Below are 16,890 nucleotides of genomic sequence, written 5' to 3'. Positions count from 1 at the left end.
CTCCTCAGGCCTCTATCCGGGTGGGAACCTGGAAGACGAGGCCCGCAGGGCCCACGTCCACCACCACCTTGTCCCCCTCCTTGATCTCGCCGGCGAGGATCTTCTGGGCGAGGGGCGTCTCCAGCTCCCGCTGGATCACCCGCTTGAGGGGCCTCGCCCCGAAGACGGGGTCGTAGCCCCTTTCCGCCAGGAAGTCCTTGGCGGCCTCGGTGAGCTCCAGGCTGATGCGCTTTTCCGCAAGGCGCTCCCTCAAGTAGCCCAGCTGGATCTCCACGATCTGGCGGATCTGCTCCTTGGTGAGGGGCCGGAAGACCACGATCTCGTCCAAGCGGTTCAGGAACTCGGGGCGGAAGTGCTGCTGGAGGACCTTAAAGACCTCCTCCCGGATCCTCTCGTAAGACCAGCCTCGCTGCAGGCCCTCCAGGATCAGGGGGCTTCCCAGGTTGGAGGTGAGGATGATGACGGTGTTGCGGAAGTCCACGGTGCGCCCGTGGCTGTCGGTGAGGCGGCCGTCGTCCAGGATCTGGAGGAGGATGTTGAAGACGTCGGGGTGGGCCTTCTCAATCTCGTCAAAGAGGATGACCGAGTAAGGCCGCCGCCGCACCGCCTCGGTGAGCTGGCCTCCCTCCTCGTAGCCCACGTAGCCGGGCGGGGCCCCGATGAGGCGGGAGACGGCGTGCTTCTCCATGTACTCCGTCATGTCAATGCGGATCATGGCCTCCTCGGTGTCAAAGAGGGTGGCGGCCAGGGTCTTGGCGAGCTCCGTCTTCCCCACCCCCGTGGGCCCGAGGAAGAGGAAGCTCCCGATGGGCCGATTGGGGTCCTTAAGCCCGGCCCGGGCCCGGCGGATGGCGTCGGCCACAGCCCGTATGGCCTCGTCCTGCCCCACCACCCGCTTGTGGAGCTCCTCCTCAAGCCTTAGGAGCTTTTCCCTTTCCCCTTCCAGAAGCTTGGATACGGGGATCCCGGTCCAGCGGGAGACGATCTCGGCGATGTCCTCCTCGGTGACCTCGAGGCGGACGAAGCGGGCGCCCTTAAGCTTCTCCGAAAGGGCCTCCACCTCGGCCTCCAGCTTGGGAAGCTCCCCGTAGCGGAGCTCGGCGGCCCGGTTCAGGTCGTACTGGCGCTCGGCAAGCTCAATCTGCCGCCGGACCTCGTCCAGGCGCTGCTGGGCCTCGCGAAGCTTCCTCAGGATCTCCCTTTCCTTCTCCCACTCGGCCCGGAGCTTGGCGATCTCCTCGCTAAGCCTTTGGATCTCCGCCTCAATGGCCTTGAGCCTTTCCTGGGAGTCGGGGTCCTTCTCCTTCTTCAGAGCCTCCCGCTCAATCTCCAGCTGGAGCTTCTTCCGTTCCAGGGCATCAATCTCCTCGGGGGCGCTTTCCAAGGCCATGCGCAGGCGGGCCGCCGCCTCGTCAATGAGGTCAATGGCCTTGTCGGGGAGGCGCCTTTCCGTGATGTACCGGTGGGAGAGGGTGGCGGCGGCGATGATGGCGCTGTCGGAGATGCGCACCCCGTGGTGGACCTCGTACTTCTCCTTGAGGCCCCGGAGGATGGAGATGGTCTCCTCCACCGTGGGCTCGTCCACGTAGACGGGCTGGAAGCGCCGTTCCAGGGCGGGGTCTTTCTCAATCTCCCGGTACTCGTCCAGGGTGGTGGCCCCGATGAGGCGAAGCTCCCCCCGGGCTAGGGCGGGCTTCAGCATGTTGCCGGCGTCCACGGCGCCTTCCGCCTTGCCCGCCCCCACCACGGTGTGGAGCTCGTCAATGAAGAGGATGATCTCCCCTTGGGACTGGACCACCTCCTGGATCACCGCCTTCAGGCGCTCCTCAAACTCGCCCCGGTACTTGGCCCCGGCGAGGAGGGAGCCCATCTGCAAGGAGATGATCCGCTTGCCCTTGAGACCCTCGGGCACATCCCCCTTGACGATGCGCTGGGCCAGGCCTTCCACGATGGCCGTCTTCCCCACGCCGGGCTCGCCGATGAGGACCGGGTTGTTCTTGGTGCGCCGGAGGAGGATCTGGATGACGCGCCGGATCTCCTCGTCCCGGCCGATCACCGGGTCCAGCTTCCCTTCGGCGGCGAGCTTCGTCAAATCAATGCCGTACTGTTCCAAGGCGTTGTAGGTGCTTTCCGCGTGTTCCGTCTGCACGGTCTTACCTCCCCTTAGTTCCAGCAGGGCTTTTTTCAGGGCCTCGAGGCCCGGAAGCCCCGGGGTGGCCTCGCTCAGGGCCAGGACCAGGGTGTCCACCGCTACGTAGCGGTCCTTAAGCTCTTCCATCAGGGCCTCAGCCCGGTTCAAGGCCCCGGAGAGGCGGCTTGTGAGGTACTGGCCCACCTCGGCCCCCTCCACCTTGGGCAGGCGGGCGAGCTCCCGCTCCTGGGCCTCCTTCAGGGTCTTGGGGTCGGCCCCGGCCTTTTCCAGAAGCCGCCAGGCGAGGCCCCCCTCGTCCTTGAGGAGGACGGCCCAGAGGTGGGGCAGGTCTATGGCCTGGTGCTTCATCCTTTGGGCCAGGACCTGCGCCTGGGCCAGGGCTTCGCGGGCGGCTTGCGTCCAGCGTTCCAGGTTCATACCCCTTGCCTCCCTGCTGTGATTAGCATATCAGTTGCTATTGATGTTGTCAAGTGCTCTAAAAATGGCTTAGTGAAGTTTGGGGCGAAGACCCAAGGCGGAGGAGGGAACGGAAAGAGACCTCAGCCTGATTGTAAAGGAAATGGGAGAGGAGGAATGTCCCGGGCTAGCGGCGTTCCAGGATCTCCACCACCAGGGCCGCCCCGATGAGGTTGGCCCCCAGGTCCTTGCGGATGCGTTCCGCCTTGGCCATGCGCAGGAGGTCGGCCTTCCGGAAGTACCAGCTTCCCCCCACCTCCAAGGGCTCCACGAAGCCGATCTCCACGTAGGCCCGCACGGCCCCTAAGGAAAGGCCGTAGGCCTCCAGGGTCTCCAGGGAAAGCCACTCGCTACGCGCGAGCATGGTGCACCTCCGCGAGCTTCTTCCAAAGGGCCTCCTCCTCGGGGGTTAAGCGCTCGGGGATGGTGATGCGCACCTCCAGGTAGAGGTCCCCCCGGCCCGCGGGCCCAGGGAAGCCCTTGCCCCTAAGCCTTAGCTTCCTCCCCGCCTGGGTCCTGGGGGGGATGGTGACCTCCACGGGGCCTTCCAGGGTCATGGCCCGCACCTTACCCCCCACCACGGCGATGGGGGCGGGGACGTCCAGGGTGGCGTAGAGGTCGTTCCCCTCGAGGCGGAAGACGGGGTGGGGCAGGAGACGCACCACGAGGAGCAGGTCCCCCGGGGGGTCCCCCTGGCCCCCCAGGCCCGGCACCCGGATCACGCTCCTCTCCCGCACCCCGGGGGGGATGCGCACGGAAACGCGCCGGCCCGCCACCTCCACCACCTTCTCCCCGCCGTGAAAGGCCTCCTCGAGGGTGAGGGGAAGCTCGGCCCTGAGGTCCCGCCCTCTGCGGCTCCGCCGCCCGAAACCGCCGAAGAGGCCGGGGCCGAAGAGTTCCTGGAAGAAATCGGAGAAGTCCTCCACGTCAAACCCGGAGAAGTCGTACCCCCCAGGAGGCGGCGGGGGCGGGGCCTCGGCGGTGCCGTAGGTGTCGTAGATCCTTCGCTTTTCCGGGTCGGAGAGGACGGCGTAGGCCTCGTTGATCTCCTTGAACTTCTCCTCCGCCTCGGGGCTTTTGTTCACGTCGGGGTGGTACTGGCGGGCCAGGCGCTTGTAGGCTCTTTTGATCTCCTCCTGGGTGGCGTTCCGGGGCACCCCGAGGATGGCGTAGTAGTCCTTTTTGGCCGCCATAGGCTACTCCAGGTCCGCCTTTTCCCGCTTCTCCTCGCCCACGGCCACCCGGGCCGGGCGCACCAGGGCCTCGCCCAGGCGGAAGCCCCGCTGGAAGACCTTGGCCACCTTCCCCGGCTCGCCCGGGAGGAGGCCCACGGCCTCGTGGTACCTGGGGTCAAAGGCCTCGCCTTCCCCGGGCACCTCCTCCACCCCAAGCCCGGCCAGGATGCGGAAGAAGCCGTCCCGGATGGCCCGCACCCCCTGGCGGATGCTCTCGGGGCTTGCCTCGGCGAACTCCAGGGCCCGGTCCAGGTCGTCAAGGACGGGAAGGAGCGCCCTCAGGGCCTTGAGCACGCCCTCCCGCTCCCGCGCCTTAAGCTCCTCCTCCATGCGCTTACGGTAATTGTCAAAGTCGGCGAGGAGGCGGAGGTACTTGTCCTTTAGGGCATTGAGCTCTTCCTCCGCCGCCTTCAGGCGCTCCTCCAGGGCCTGGGCTTCATGGGCCACGGCCTCGAGGTCCTGTTCCAAGGTGTTCTCGTTCCGCTCCTTCTCCATGGTCCCTCCCCTGGGGCAGGGGCCCCGCCCCTTTAGGGGCGGGGCCTAGGCGCTTTTTAGTCTGCGGGCTTGTAGTCGGCGTCAATCACGTCGTCCGGTCCCTTGCCCGTGGGGGTGGCCCCCTTCTCGTAGGCCTCCAGGGCCTGCAGGAGCTCCTGGGTGGCCGCCTTGAGCTCGGAATCGGGAGCGTCCCGCTCCACAAGCTCCTTGGCCTTCTGTATGGCCGCCTCGAGGCGGGCCTTGGCCTCGGGGGCGCCTTGCTTCTCCTGGAGGACCCTTTCCGCCTGGACGCGGGCCGAGTCCAGGGCGTTCTTGAGCTCGGCGTGCTCCTTGCGGCGGCGGTCCTCCTCGGCGTGGCGCTGGGCCTCCTCAATGATCCTCTGGATCTCCTCCTCGGAGAGGGTGGTGGTGTTCTGGATGGTGATGGAGGCCTCGCGCCCCGTGGACTTCTCCCTGGCGGTCACATGGAGGATGCCGTTGGCGTCAATGTCAAAGCAGACCTCAATCTGGGGAACGCCCGCAGGCATGGGGGGAATGCCCTCGAGGCGGAAGCGGCCCAGGCTCTTGTTGTCAGCGGCCATGGGGCGCTCGCCCTGGAGGACGTGGATCTCCACGGCGGTCTGGTTATGCTCGGCGGTGGTGAAGATCTCGCACTTGCGGGTGGGGATGGTGGTGTTCCGGGGGATGAGGACGGTCATCACCCCGCCCTTGGTCTCCACGCCCAGGGAGAGGGGCGTCACGTCCAGGAGGACCACGTCCTGGACCTCCCCCATGAGCACCCCCGCCTGGATGGCGGCCCCCATGGCCACCACCTCGTCGGGGTTCACGGAGCGGTTGGGCTCCTTACCCAGAAGTTCCCGCACCACCTGCTGCACCGCGGGCACCCGGGTGGCCCCGCCCACCAGGATCACCTCGTCAATCTGGGCGGGGGTTAGGCCGGCGTCTTTCAAGGCCTGCTCCACGGGGCCCCTGAGGCGCTTGAGGAGGGGCTGGATCAACTCCTCAAACTTGGCCCGGGTGAGCTTCTTCTCCAGGTGGAGGGGGGTCTTGCTGGCGGGGTCCAGGGCGATGAAGGGGAGGCTGATGGTGGTCTCCAAGGTGCTGGAGAGCTCAATCTTGGCCTTCTCCGCCGCCTCAATGAGCCGCTGGAGGGCCTGGCGGTCGGCCTTCAGGTCCACCCCGTACTCCCGCTTGAACTCCTCGGCGAGCCAGTTCACGATGGCGTGGTCCATGTCGCTGCCGCCCAGGTGGGTGTCCCCGGAGGTGGCCTTCACCTCAAAGACCCCCTCGCCGATCTCCAGGATGGTGACGTCAAAGGTCCCGCCCCCCAGGTCAAAGACGAGGACGGTCTCGTTCCCCTTCTTGTCCAGGCCGTAAGCCAGCGCGGCGGCGGTGGGCTCGTTGATGATGCGCAAAACCTCCAGCCCGGCGATCCTACCGGCGTTGGCCGTGGCTTCCCGCTGGGCGTTGTTGAAGTAGGCGGGGACGGTGATCACCGCCTTGGTGATCTTTTCCCCGAGCTTCTTGGAGGCGTCCTCCACCAGCTTGCGGAGGATCATGGCGCTGATCTCCTCGGGGGTGTAGAGCTTCCCTTTGACCTCCACCCTGACGCCCCCGTCGGGCCCGGGGACCACCTTGTAGGGGACCCGCTTGGCCTCCTCCTGGACCTCCTCAAAGCGGCGCCCGATGAAGCGCTTGATCTCAAAGATGGTCCCCTCGGGGTTCAAGACCGCCTGGCGCTTGGCCATGCGGCCCACCAGGGTTTCCCCGTCCCGGAAGGCCACCACGCTGGGGGTGACCCTCTCCCCCTCGGCGTTTTCCAGCACCACGGGCTTGCCGCCTTCCAGAACGGCGATCACGCTGTTGGTGGTGCCCAGGTCAATGCCTACCGCCTTAGCCATAGCTGCATCACCTCTCTCCGAGAATACGCCAACCCAAACGAAATTGTCAAGAGAGTTGAGCAAGGTTTTGTCATAGTGCCGCAGGCTACCCCCTTTGCCCGGGAAAGGTGTAGCCTAAGGGCAGGCATGTTCCGGACACCTTTCCACTTCGCGGTTTTGGCCCTGGGGGTTCTGCTCCTGGCCTGGGCCTTTAGCCTGGCGGGCACCGTGGGGAGCCCCGGAGGGGCTGTCAACTACACCACCTTTTTGGAGGACCTGAAGGCGGGCCGGGTGAAGGAGGTGGTGGTGCGGGCCGGGGACACCCGGATCCAGGGGGTCTTGAAGGACGGCTCCACCTTCACCACCTACGCCACAAGCCCGCCCGACAACGAGACCCTCGAGGCCTGGACGGCCCGGGGGGTGAGCGTGCGGGTGGAGCCCCCCCAGGGGCAGAACCCCTTGGGCTTCCTCTGGCCCCTCCTTTTGGTGGGCCTCCTCATCGGGGCCCTCTTCTACTTCTCCCGCACGGGCCGAACCGGTCCCTCGGACTCTGCCTTCAGCTTCACCAAAAGCCGGGCCAAGGTGCTCACCGAGGCCCCCAAGGTGACCTTCAAGGACGTGGCCGGGGCCGAGGAGGCCAAGGAGGAGCTTAAGGAGATCGTGGAGTTCCTCAAAAACCCCGGCTGCTTCCACGAGATGGGGGCCCGGATCCCCAAGGGGGTCCTCCTGGTGGGCCCCCCGGGGGTGGGGAAGACCCACCTGGCCCGGGCGGTGGCCGGGGAGGCCAAGGTGCCCTTCATCACCGCAAGCGGCTCGGACTTCGTGGAGATGTTCGTGGGGGTGGGGGCGGCGAGGGTGCGGGACCTCTTTGAGACTGCCAAGCGCCACGCTCCCTGCATCGTCTTCATTGACGAGATAGACGCCGTGGGGAGGAAGCGGGGTGGCGGCGTGGGGGGCGGCAACGACGAGAGGGAGCAGACCCTAAACCAGCTTCTCGTGGAGATGGACGGCTTTGAGAAGGACACCGCCATCGTGGTCATGGCCGCCACCAACCGCCCTGACATCCTGGACCCAGCCCTGCTTCGCCCCGGGCGCTTTGACCGGCAGATCGCCATAGACGCCCCCGACGTCAAGGGCCGCGAGCAGATCCTGAGGATCCACGCCCGGGGGAAGCCCCTGGCCGAGGACGTGGACCTGGCCCTTTTGGCCAAGCGCACCCCGGGCTTCGTGGGGGCGGATCTGGAGAACCTTCTGAACGAGGCCGCCCTCCTCGCTGCCCGGGAGGGGCGCAAGAAGATCACCATGAAGGACCTGGAGGAGGCCGCCGACCGGGTGATGATGGGCCCCGCCAAGAAGAGCCTGGTCCTCTCGCCCCGGGACCGCCGGATCACCGCCTACCACGAGGCGGGCCATGCCCTGGCCGCCCACTTCCTGGAGCACGCCGACGGGGTGCACAAGGTGACCATCGTGCCCCGGGGGAGGGCCTTGGGCTTCATGATGCCCAAGCGGGAGGACATGCTCCACTGGTCCAGGAAGCGCCTTTTGGACCAGATCGCCGTGGCCTTAGCGGGGCGGGCGGCGGAGGAGATCGTCTTTGACGACGTGACCACGGGGGCGGAGAACGACTTCCGCCAGGCCACGGAGCTCGCCCGCCGCATGATCACCGAGTGGGGGATGCACCCCGAGTTCGGCCCCGTGGCCTACGCCCTGAGGGAGGACACCTACCTGGGGGGCTACGACGTGCGCCAGTACTCCGAGGAGACCGCCAAGCGCATTGACGAGGCGGTGCGCCAGCTTATTGAGGAGCAGTACCAGCGGGTGAAGGCCCTCCTCCAGGAGAAGCGGGAGGTTTTGGAGCGGGTGGCGGAGACCCTCTTGGAGCGGGAGACCCTCACCGCCGAGGAGTTCCAGAAGGTGGTGGAGGGCTTGCCCCTGGAGGAGGAGCGACTCGAGGCCAAAGAAGAGCGGGAAGCCCCCCGGGTGGTACCCAAGGTGAAGCCCGGGGGGGCCTTGGGCGGGGCCTAAATAAACCCGGGGGGGGGGCTAGGCCCCCCCGGGGGAAGGGAACCTTTACTTCTTGACCTTTTCCTTGAGGGCCTTGCCCGGCTTGAAGGCGGGATACTGGGTGGCGGGAATCTTGATCTTCTCCTTGGTGCCGGGCTTCACGCCGGTGCGGGCCTTGCGCTTGCGCACCTCAAAGGTGCCGAAGCCGGTGAGCTGGACCTTGCTGCCCGCGGCGAGGGCCTCTTCCACCTTCTCCAAGAAGGCGTCCACCATGGCCTTGACGTCCTTCTTCTTGAGGCCCGTGGCTGCCGCCACCTGATCCACCAGATCCGCTTTCGTGACCGTCTTCTTTGCCGCCATTCTTCACCTCCTTCGCGATTTCCCCTTCCGGAGGGGAATATATCACGCTAGGGGGTGTTCCGCAATAGCCCTAGGCATTTCTTTCGTTGAGTGTAGTTATGTATGACAATGGAAGCTTTGCCTCTACCGGTACCGGGGGGGAAGAAGTTCCCGTACCCGGGCCTCTATCTCCCGCGTTAAGTTTTCTAGCTCCTGGTGGGTGACCCGGTTTTTCTTTGGGACGGGTATGGGTTCCCCGAAGACCACCCGGATGGGGCGGCGGAGGCGGAAGAACTTCCTCCCGGTGGGCCAGGCTTCCTCGGCGCCGATGACCGCCACGGGGACCACGGGGCTTCCCGTGCGGAAGGCGATGGCCGCCACCCCGGTCTTGAAGGGCTGGAGCCTGCCCGTGCGGCTTCTCGTGCCTTCGGGGAAGATGCCGAAGGCCATGCCCTTTTCCAGGGCGCGGATGGCGCTTTTGATGGCGAAAAGGTCGCTTTGGCCCCGCTCCACGGGGATGGCGTAGAGGAGGGGAAGGAGGCGGGAAAGGAGGGGCAAGCGAAAGAGCTCCGAGCGGGCCAGGAAGCTCACGGGGCGCCTCACCCCGGCGGCGATGACGATGGGGTCCAGGATGGAGAGGTGGTTGGCGGCCAGGATCACCGGGCCCTCTTTGGGCACCCGCTCCGCCCCTTCCACCCGGTAGCCGAAGAGGAGGTGGAGAAGGCCCCGCACGGGCCGCCAGGCCAGGCGGTAGAGGAGGTTGGGACGGGGTGCGCTCATCGGGTCCTTAGTCTAGGGCCTTTAGGGCCTTGCCGGCCTCCAGGTGGGCGAGGCGCAGGGGCTCGGGCAGGCGGAAGCGGGTGGGCAGGCCCTTCACGAAGGCCAAGGCTTCCTCTAGGCCCACCCGGTGCCCCGGGGAGACGTAAAGGGGCCTGACCCCGGTGCGGCTCCGGTAGGCGTAGCCCAAGGGGCACCCCTCGGGGGAAAGAAGGCGCACGGCGCTGCCCGCTTCCTGGGGGAGGGGTCTTTCCAGGCGGCCGTAGAGGAGGCTTTTGGCCACCCCCACGCTGGGGAGGTCCAGGTGGACCCCGAGGTGGCTGGCGATGCCGAGGCCCCGGGGGTGGGCGATGCCCTGCCCGTCCAAAAGCAGGGCCTCCGGGGCCTCGGGAAGGGCCTTTAGGGCTTGGAGGTAGGCGGGGGCTTCCCGGAAGGAGAGGAAGCCCGGGACATAGGGGAAAAGCGCCTCCTCTGGGACGAGGCCTTGGCCCACGAAGAGGGGGCCCCTTTCCAGGTGGTAGAGGACCGCCACCGCCACAAGGGGCTTTCCCCGCTTGTGGGAGGCGTCCAGGGCGGCGAGGAGCTTCACCCCCTCGAGGCTCCCCTCAAGGCGCACCCGCTTAGCCAAGGCCTCCTGGAGGCGGAGGGCTTCTTCCAGGCTTGAGGGCTTGGGGAAGGGGGGGAGGTCCATCAGGTGGCTTCCCTAAGGCGCTCCAAGGTCTCGGGGTCCGAGGGGTCCACCCCGTAGAGGAGGGCCAGGTAGTAGGCGGTCCAGGCCAGGCGGTACCAGAGGGCCATGGCCTGGGCCAGGCGGCTTCCCTCGGGGGGCGGGACCTCGGCGATGGCGTCCACCCGGGTTTCCAGGATCTCCTTGGCGAGGCCCGCCGCCTCCCCGCTTCCCAAAAGGACCGCCGCCAGGGGGTCTCCCTGCTCATGGCGGGCCTCGAGGCCCGTGAGGAAGAACTCCAAAGCGTTAAAGGGAGGGGTCAGGGAGAGGCTTTTCCCCATGCGGGCGAAGAGGCTCTGGGCGGCCCCTTCCAGGGGGCGGAAAAAGGGGGCGTAGAAGACGGGGAGCCTTTCCAGAAGGGTGTAGGCCAGGAACTTGGCGGGGTTTTCCTCCAGGGGCACCTCGGGGGTGAGGCGGCGCCTTTCCTTTAGGAGGGCCTCGTCCACCTCCTTCAAAGCCCCTTCCTGCCCGGTGGCCAAAAGGAGGAAGCGGAGGTAGCGGTAGGGGCTTAGGGGGCTTGGGGGGAGGTAGACCTCCACCCCTTCCCGGAAGCCCACCCGCACCACCCGAACCCGCCCCGACTCCGCCAAGATCCCTAGGGCGGCGGCCTCCCCCAGGTCGTACCCCCCTTCCAGGAGGAAGAGGGTGCCCTCCTCCGTCCAGTCGGGAAGGCCTGAGGCCTGGGCGGCGAACCACCCTTCCCCGTAGCCCAAGACGGCGTGGGGAGCCGGGTAGGTTTCGGCGGGCACGGGGCCTGTGCCCACCAGGTCGCGAAGCTCCAGGGCCAGGCCCCGCCGGTCGGCCAGGTAGGTTTCCTGCCGGTCCAGGTCGCGCATACCCCTTATGCTAAAGGGTATGCGCCGTTTCACGCCCAAACCCGTGGAGCGCATCTGGGGCGGGAGCGCCTTGGGCTTTGGCCCCGGGGTGGGCGAGGTGTGGCTTGCGGAAGAACCCCTTCTGGTGAAGCTTTTGGACCCCATGGACTGGCTTTCCGTCCAGGTCCACCCGCCCCACGCCTACGCCCTGAAGGTGGAGGGCAAGCCCGGGAAGTACGAGGCCTGGTACGTCCTCTCCCCGGGGGAGATCGTCTACGGCTTCCGCCGCCCGGTGAGCAAAGAGGAGGTGCGGGAAAGGGCCCAGGCGGGCACCCTGGACGAGGTCTTGAACCGGGTCCGGGTGGCGCCGGGCCAGGTGGTCTACCTCCCCGCGGGCACCGTCCACGCCCTGGGGCCCGGGGTGCGGGTCTACGAGGTCCAGACCCCTTCTGACCTCACCTACCGCCTTTACGATTACGGCCGCCCACGGGAGCTCCACCTGGAAAAAGCCCTGGAGGTGGCCATCCTAAAGCCCACCCCCATCCCCCCCGTGGCCCCGAAGCCCGTGCCGGGCGGGGAGAGGCTTTTAGAAACCCCCTACTTCCGGCTTTACCGCTACCCCCTTCGGGGTAGCCTCTCCTTGAGGCCAGAGCGCCCCCTCCTCCTCACCCTCCTCGAGGGGGAGGCCTTCCTCGGAGGGGAAGCCCTTAGGCCCCCCGCCACCTTCCTCCTCGAGGCGGGGGAGGAGGCCCTCCTTCGGGGAGAGGGGCTTCTTCTTGGGGCCGAGCCCGCCCTTGACCCGGCCTCCTGGGAGAGGGGAGACTAGAGGGCATGGACCGGCCCTTTTTGGACCTCGCCCCTTGCGGCCCCCTCAAGGGGAGGATCCGGGTCCCCGGGGACAAGTCCGTGACCCACCGGGGCCTCATGCTCCTCGCCCTGGCCGAAGGGGAGGGGAGGCTTCTTTACCCCTTGAAGGCGGGGGACACCCTTTCCACCGCCCGGGTCCTTCGGGCCTTGGGGGCGGAGGTTTTGGAGGAGGGCCCCCACTTCCTTGTGCGGGGCAGGGGGCTTCGCCTGAAGGAGCCCGAGGACGTCCTGGACTGCGGCAACGCCGGCACCCTCATGCGCCTCCTCCTTGGCCTCCTCGCAGGCCAGGAGGGGCTTTTCGCCGTCCTCACCGGGGATGCCTCCTTAAGGCGCCGCCCCATGGGCCGGGTGGTGGAGCCCCTTCGGGCCATGGGGGCGAGGGTGGAGGGGCGGGAGGGGGGAAAGCGGGCGCCCCTTGCTGTGAGGGGCGGCCCCCTGAAGGGCATCCGCTACACCCTCCCCGTGCCCAGCGCCCAGGTGAAAAGCGCCCTTCTTTTGGCGGGGCTTTTCGCCGAGGGGGAGACGGAGGTGGAGGAGCCCACGCCCACCCGGGACCACACGGAGAGGCTCTTCCGCCACTTCGGCCTGCCCTTGGAGGTGGAGGGAAGGAAGGTGCGCACCTGGCGCACGGGGCCCTTCCCCGCCAAGGACCTGGTGGTGCCCGGGGACTTCTCCTCGGCGGCCTTCTTCCTGGTGGCGGCCCTCCTCGTCCCGGGCTCGGAGGTGGTGGTGGAGGGGGTGGGCTTGAACCCCACCCGCACCGGCCTTCTTACCGTTCTCAAGGCCATGGGAGCGGACCTGGAGTGGCGGGTCCTCGAGGGCGAGGCGGGGGAGCCCGTGGGGTGGGTGCGGGCCCGGTATAGCCCCCTCCAGGGGGTTTCCGTGGACCCCGGCCTCATCCCCCTCATGGTGGACGAGGTGCCCGTTTTGGCGGCGGCCGCCGCCTGGGCGGAAGGGGAGACCCATATCCCAGGCCTTTCCGAGCTTCGGGTGAAGGAGTCCGACCGGGTGGCGGCCATTGCCCAAAACCTCCGGGCCCTCGGGGTAGAGGTGGAGGAAGGCCCCGACTGGCTCAGGATCCAAGGGGGTGGGGTGCGAGGGGGAGAGGTGGAGCCCTTCCACGACCATCGCATCGCCATGGCCTTCGCCGTGGCGGGCCTTCCCGTGGGGGTTAGGGTCTGGGAGCCGGATTGGGCGGAGATCTCCTACCCCGGGTTCTTCCGAGACCTCCTCAGGCTATGCGCGGCATCGTGACCATAGACGGGCCTTCGGCCTCCGGCAAGAGCTCCGTGGCCAAGCGGGTGGCCGAGGCCTTGGGGGTGCCTTACCTCTCCAGCGGCCTCCTTTACCGGGCGGCGGCCTTCCTCGCCCTGAGGGCGGGGGTGGACCTTGGGGACGAGGCGAGGCTCCTTGGGCTTTTGGGGAGTCTTCGGGTGCGCCTGGTGCCGGGGCGGGAGAACCGGGTCTTTCTGGAGGAGGAGGACCTCACCCCAAGCCTCCACACCCCGGAGGTGGACCGGGTGGTCTCGGAGGTGGCCCGCCACCCGGGGGTGAGGGCCTGGGTGAACGCCCGGCTTAAGGAGGTGCCCCCGCCCTTCGTGGCCGAGGGGCGGGACATGGGTACGGCGGTCTTCCCCGAGGCGGCCCACAAGTTCTACCTCACGGCAAGCCCCGAGGTGCGGGCCTCGAGGCGGGCCAAGGAAAGGCCCCAGGCCTACGAGGAGGTCCTTAGGGAGCTCATCCTTAGGGACGAAAAGGACAAGGCGCAAAGCGCCCCCGCCCCCGACGCCTTAATCCTGGACACGGGGGGCATGACCCTGGACGAGGTGGTGGTCTGGGTCCTGGCCCACATCCGGAGGTAGCCCGTGGTCCCCGGGGCCAAGGAAAGGCCGGTCCAGGAGTTCCTAAACGCCCTCCTTTTCCGCCCCCTAGCGCACCTCCTTGTCCTCCTTCTCCTGCGCACCCCCGTGAGGCCCCACCACCTGGTCCTCTTCCACACGGGCCTGGTCCTTGGGGCCGCCTGGTTTCTCCTCTTGGGGGAGGACCTCTTTGCCGCCCTCCTCCTCCAGCTCAAAACCGTTCTGGACAACGCCGACGGGCAGCTCGCCCGCCTTAGAGGAGAGGTGACGGAGCTTGGCCGCTACCTGGACACGGGGATGGACTTTTTGGGGAACCTGGCCCTCTTCCTGGCCCTGGGCCTGCGCACAGGCTCTTTAGGGATGGCCCTCCTCGCCTTTTTGGTCTTCACCCTGGTCCAGTCCTACGACTTCAACCTGGAAAGGCTTTACCGCCTCTCCCGGGGGCTTCCTTTGCCCGAGGGGCCTCGGGACCCGGAGACCCCTTGGCTTCGCCTCTTCCGGGGGCTCTACGCCCTCCTCTTCGCCCCCCAGGACCGGGCCATCGCCGCCTTGGAGTTTTCCCTACAGAGGCGTTTCCGGCTTGACCCCTCGCGTTTCTGGGACGAGGGGGCCTTGGCGGGGGTGGTGAACCTGGGCCTCACCACCCAGCTTTTCTTCCTGGGGGTCTTCCTCCTCTTCCACCAGCCTGGGGCCTACCTCACCTTCGTCCTCCTCCAGGCCCTGTATCTTGGCCTTTGGTACCTATGGAGGATCGTCCGCAGTATCCCATCCCCACGGTAGGGGCCCTGGTGGAGCAGGAAGGCCTGGTGCTTCTGGTGCGCACCGCCAAGTGGCGGGGGCTTTGGGGGGTGCCCGGGGGCAAGGTGGCCTGGGGGGAGGCCTTGGAGGAGGCCCTAAGGCGGGAGTTTTGGGAGGAGGTGGGGCTTGGGCTTAAGGAGGTCCGCTTCGCCCTGGTGCAGGAGGCCCTTTTCAGCCCCGAGTTCTACAAGCCCACCCATATGCTCCTCTTCAACTACTTCGCCCGGGCGGAAGGGGAGGTGCGCCCGAACGGGGAGATCCTGGAGTGGGCCTGGGTGGAGCCCAAGGCCGCCCTGGCCTATCCCCTGAACACCTTCACCCGGGTCCTGGTGGCCCGCTACCTGGAGGGGGCATGAGGGTCGCTTTGGTCACGGGAAGCGCCAAGGGGATCGGCCGGGCCATCCTCTTGGCCCTGGCCCGGGAGGGGTTTAACGTGGCCGTCCACTACCGCACCTCTGAGGCCCTGGCGGAGGCCACCCGTCAGGAGGCGGAAGCCCTTGGGGTGAGGGCCATCAAGGTCCGGGCGGACCTCACCCGGGAGGAGGAGGTGGACGGGTTGGTGGAGGAGGTGCGCTACCACCTGGGGGGGGTGGGCGTCCTGGTGAACAACGTGGGGGACTACCTCTATAAGCCCATAGAGGAGGTCTCCTTGGAGGAGTGGCGCTGGATCCTGGACACCAACCTCACCGCCACCTTCCTCCTCACCCAAAGGGTCCTCCCCCTCATGGTGGCCCAAGGCTACGGGCGCATCGTCAACCTGGGCTACGCCGGGGCGGGGAACCTCCTGGCCCGGACCCACATCACCCCCTACGCCATCGCCAAGACCGGGGTCATCCTCTACACCAAGGCCATCGCCAAGCGCTTCGCCCAGGCGGGGATCACCGCCAACGTGGTGGCCCCCGGGGTGGCGGAAAACTCCGTCTCCAAGCCCCTTCACGAGATCCCCATGGGGCGGCTCGCCCTCTTAGAGGAGGTCGCCCGGGCGGTGCTCTTCTTTGTCAAGGAGCCCTACCTCACGGGGCAGGTCCTGGAGGTGGCCGGGGGGTGGAACCTGTAGGATGGACCCCGTGGACGGGAACGCCCCTGAACCCCAGTACTGGGAGAAGATGCGCTTGGTGGCCGAGGTTCTTAAAGCGGTGGAGGGGCCCATTTACATCGCCACCCACGTGGACCCCGATGGAGACGCCATCGGGAGCTCCCTGGGCCTTTACCGGGCCTTGAAGGCCCTGGGCAAGGACGCCCGCTGGGTGGCCGAGCCTCCCCGTTTCCTGCGCTTTTTGGCCAAGGAGGAGGAGTACGCCGACCCCCTGGAGAAGCTTCCCCCCGGGGCCACCCTGGTAGCCCTGGACTGCGCCGACCCCTCGAGGGTGGCGGGGGTCCCGGTGGAGGGCTTCGTCATCAACCTTGACCACCACGGCACCAACCCCCGCTTCGGCCAGCTTTCCGTGGTGGACCCTTCCAAGGCCGCCACGGCGGAGATGGTCAAGGACCTCATTGACCTTTTAGGGGTGGAGTGGACGCCGGAGATCGCCACCCCGGTCCTCACGGGGATCCTCACGGACACCGGCAACTTCCGCTTCGCCAACACCACCCCCGAGGTCCTCCGCAAGGCGGCGGAGCTTCTGGCCCACGGGGTTCCCCTGGCCGAGATCACCGACCGCCTCCAGTTCCGCTCCCCCACCTACTTCAAGGCCTTGGGGGCGGTGCTTTCCACCGTGGCCTTCCACTTCGGGGGGCTTTTGGTCACCGCCCACCTGCCCGAGGACCTCGAGGTGCCCGAGGAGGACTCCGACGGCTTCGTGGGGGTGATCCGCTACGCCGAGGGGAGCGTGGTGGCCGTGTACCTGAGGCGGAAGGAGGACGGCGTGAAGGTCTCCATCCGCTCCCGGGGCGGGGTCTCCGCCCAGAACATCGCCCTGAAGCTCGGGGGCGGGGGACACGTTCCCGCCGCCGGGGCCACCCTGAAGGGCCTGGACCTGGACGAGGCCTATGAGCGGGTCCTCGAGGCCGTCAAGGAGGAGCTTAAGCGGGCGGGGTACCTCTAGGAGGGTTGAAGGGGAAGGGGGGCCCCTCGAGGCCCAAGGGCACCACCTCCTCCCCGGCTTCCAGCAGGAGGCGGAGGCGGTAGTGGCCTCCCTTGGGCTTTCGGTAAACCTCCAGGGTTTCCTCCCCTACCAGCCAGACCTCGGGGATGCCCGCCCCGGCGTAGAGGGGAAGCTTCACCTTCTGGTCCAGTTCCCGGGTGGAAAGGCTCACCTCCACCACCAAAAGGACGTCCTCAGGCCGGGGAAGCCCGCTTCGGTAGAAGTCGGGACGGGGTTTCAAAAGGGCTAGGTCCGGCTGGGGCAGGGAGTGAGGGGAGAGGAGGATAGGGTTTTGCACGTAGACGAGGACCCGGTCGCCGTAAAGCCTTTCCAACAGGACTTTACCCACATCTCCGTTTCGTGGTAAATCTCCCCTTGCGGGCGCAGCCCGTATCTGGTACC

General features: G+C 67.4%; 18 protein-coding genes. 8 read left to right on the top strand and 10 right to left on the bottom strand.

The window, feature by feature from the left end; all coding sequences use genetic code 11:
- Positions 1–4 precede the first annotated feature (4 nt).
- The 5 genes from clpB to dnaK form a co-directional block, all read right to left on the bottom strand.
- Positions 5–2,569, bottom strand: coding sequence for an ATP-dependent chaperone ClpB (gene clpB, locus IEX93_RS08750; protein ID WP_188847828.1), 2,565 nt, complete (start codon positions 2,567–2,569; stop codon positions 5–7).
- Between the two features lie 166 nt (positions 2,570–2,735).
- Positions 2,736–2,972, bottom strand: a complete 237-nt coding sequence (locus IEX93_RS08745; protein WP_188847827.1) for a chaperone modulator CbpM — start codon at positions 2,970–2,972, stop codon at positions 2,736–2,738.
- The gene (dnaJ2, locus tag IEX93_RS08740) at positions 2,959–3,801 is read right to left on the bottom strand and encodes a molecular chaperone DnaJ2 (RefSeq protein ID WP_188847826.1); all 843 of its coding nucleotides are present in this window, start codon (positions 3,799–3,801) and stop codon (positions 2,959–2,961) included. The genes IEX93_RS08745 and dnaJ2 overlap by 14 nt, the downstream gene beginning before the upstream one ends.
- Positions 3,802–3,804: 3 nt before the next feature.
- Entirely contained in the window at positions 3,805–4,338 is a 534-nt protein-coding gene (gprE, locus tag IEX93_RS08735; RefSeq protein ID WP_188847825.1) for a nucleotide exchange factor GrpE, read from the bottom strand.
- 56 nt (positions 4,339–4,394) lie between these two features.
- On the bottom strand, positions 4,395–6,239 hold the full coding sequence (gene dnaK, locus IEX93_RS08730; RefSeq protein ID WP_188847824.1) for a molecular chaperone DnaK: 1,845 nt from the start codon (positions 6,237–6,239) through the stop codon (positions 4,395–4,397).
- Between the two features lie 126 nt (positions 6,240–6,365).
- Here dnaK and ftsH point away from each other — a divergent pair, with 126 nt between their 5' ends.
- The gene (gene ftsH / locus IEX93_RS08725) at positions 6,366–8,243 is read left to right on the top strand and encodes an ATP-dependent zinc metalloprotease FtsH (RefSeq protein WP_188847823.1); all 1,878 of its coding nucleotides are present in this window, start codon (positions 6,366–6,368) and stop codon (positions 8,241–8,243) included.
- A gap of 45 nt (positions 8,244–8,288) precedes the next feature.
- Here the strand turns inward: ftsH and IEX93_RS08720 are convergent, their stop codons facing one another.
- The 4 genes from IEX93_RS08720 to IEX93_RS08705 form a co-directional block, all read right to left on the bottom strand.
- Positions 8,289–8,582 (bottom strand): HU family DNA-binding protein, encoded by a 294-nt coding sequence (locus tag IEX93_RS08720; RefSeq protein ID WP_188847822.1) that lies wholly within the window; start codon positions 8,580–8,582, stop codon positions 8,289–8,291.
- A gap of 123 nt (positions 8,583–8,705) precedes the next feature.
- Positions 8,706–9,341, bottom strand: a complete 636-nt coding sequence (locus IEX93_RS08715) for a lysophospholipid acyltransferase family protein (RefSeq protein ID WP_188847821.1) — start codon at positions 9,339–9,341, stop codon at positions 8,706–8,708.
- Between the two features lie 7 nt (positions 9,342–9,348).
- Positions 9,349–10,029 (bottom strand): endonuclease V, encoded by a 681-nt coding sequence (locus IEX93_RS08710; protein ID WP_188847820.1) that lies wholly within the window; start codon positions 10,027–10,029, stop codon positions 9,349–9,351.
- Entirely contained in the window at positions 10,029–10,901 is an 873-nt protein-coding gene (locus IEX93_RS08705) for an SIS domain-containing protein (RefSeq protein ID WP_188847819.1), read from the bottom strand. The genes IEX93_RS08710 and IEX93_RS08705 overlap by 1 nt, the downstream gene beginning before the upstream one ends.
- Before the next feature lie 19 nt (positions 10,902–10,920).
- Between IEX93_RS08705 and IEX93_RS08700 the strand changes: the two genes are divergently transcribed.
- From IEX93_RS08700 to IEX93_RS08670, 7 genes are read left to right on the top strand one after another with little or no spacing between them, the layout of a single operon-like run.
- Positions 10,921–11,706, top strand: a complete 786-nt coding sequence (locus IEX93_RS08700; protein ID WP_188847818.1) for a class I mannose-6-phosphate isomerase — start codon at positions 10,921–10,923, stop codon at positions 11,704–11,706.
- Positions 11,707–11,711: 5 nt separating this feature from the next.
- Positions 11,712–13,001 (top strand): 3-phosphoshikimate 1-carboxyvinyltransferase, encoded by a 1,290-nt coding sequence (aroA, locus tag IEX93_RS08695; RefSeq protein WP_188847817.1) that lies wholly within the window; start codon positions 11,712–11,714, stop codon positions 12,999–13,001.
- On the top strand, positions 12,986–13,609 hold the full coding sequence (cmk, locus tag IEX93_RS08690) for a (d)CMP kinase (protein WP_188847816.1): 624 nt from the start codon (positions 12,986–12,988) through the stop codon (positions 13,607–13,609). Before aroA ends, cmk begins: the two co-directional genes overlap by 16 nt.
- A gap of 3 nt (positions 13,610–13,612) precedes the next feature.
- Positions 13,613–14,386 (top strand): CDP-alcohol phosphatidyltransferase family protein, encoded by a 774-nt coding sequence (locus IEX93_RS08685; RefSeq protein ID WP_188847815.1) that lies wholly within the window; start codon positions 13,613–13,615, stop codon positions 14,384–14,386.
- Positions 14,350–14,760, top strand: a complete 411-nt coding sequence (locus IEX93_RS08680) for an NUDIX domain-containing protein (protein WP_188847814.1) — start codon at positions 14,350–14,352, stop codon at positions 14,758–14,760. Before IEX93_RS08685 ends, IEX93_RS08680 begins: the two co-directional genes overlap by 37 nt.
- Positions 14,757–15,461 (top strand): bifunctional dihydropteridine reductase/dihydrofolate reductase TmpR, encoded by a 705-nt coding sequence (gene tmpR, locus IEX93_RS08675; protein ID WP_188847813.1) that lies wholly within the window; start codon positions 14,757–14,759, stop codon positions 15,459–15,461. The genes IEX93_RS08680 and tmpR overlap by 4 nt, the downstream gene beginning before the upstream one ends.
- A 10-nt stretch (positions 15,462–15,471) precedes the next feature.
- A complete protein-coding gene (locus IEX93_RS08670; protein ID WP_188847850.1) occupies positions 15,472–16,449 on the top strand; it encodes a DHH family phosphoesterase in 978 nt (325 codons plus the stop codon).
- On the opposite strand, the gene IEX93_RS08665 is transcribed toward IEX93_RS08670, so the two are convergent.
- The gene (locus IEX93_RS08665) at positions 16,427–16,837 is read right to left on the bottom strand and encodes a Uma2 family endonuclease (protein ID WP_371863168.1); all 411 of its coding nucleotides are present in this window, start codon (positions 16,835–16,837) and stop codon (positions 16,427–16,429) included. The genes IEX93_RS08670 and IEX93_RS08665 overlap by 23 nt on opposite strands.
- Positions 16,838–16,890 lie beyond the last annotated feature (53 nt).

Origin of the sequence: Thermus composti (genome assembly GCF_014647535.1) — a bacterium.
GTDB classification, from domain to species: Bacteria; Deinococcota; Deinococci; order Deinococcales; family Thermaceae; genus Thermus; species Thermus composti.
The sequence above is the reverse complement of the archived record's forward strand: the minus strand, read 5'-3'. Positions and strand labels throughout refer to the sequence as shown.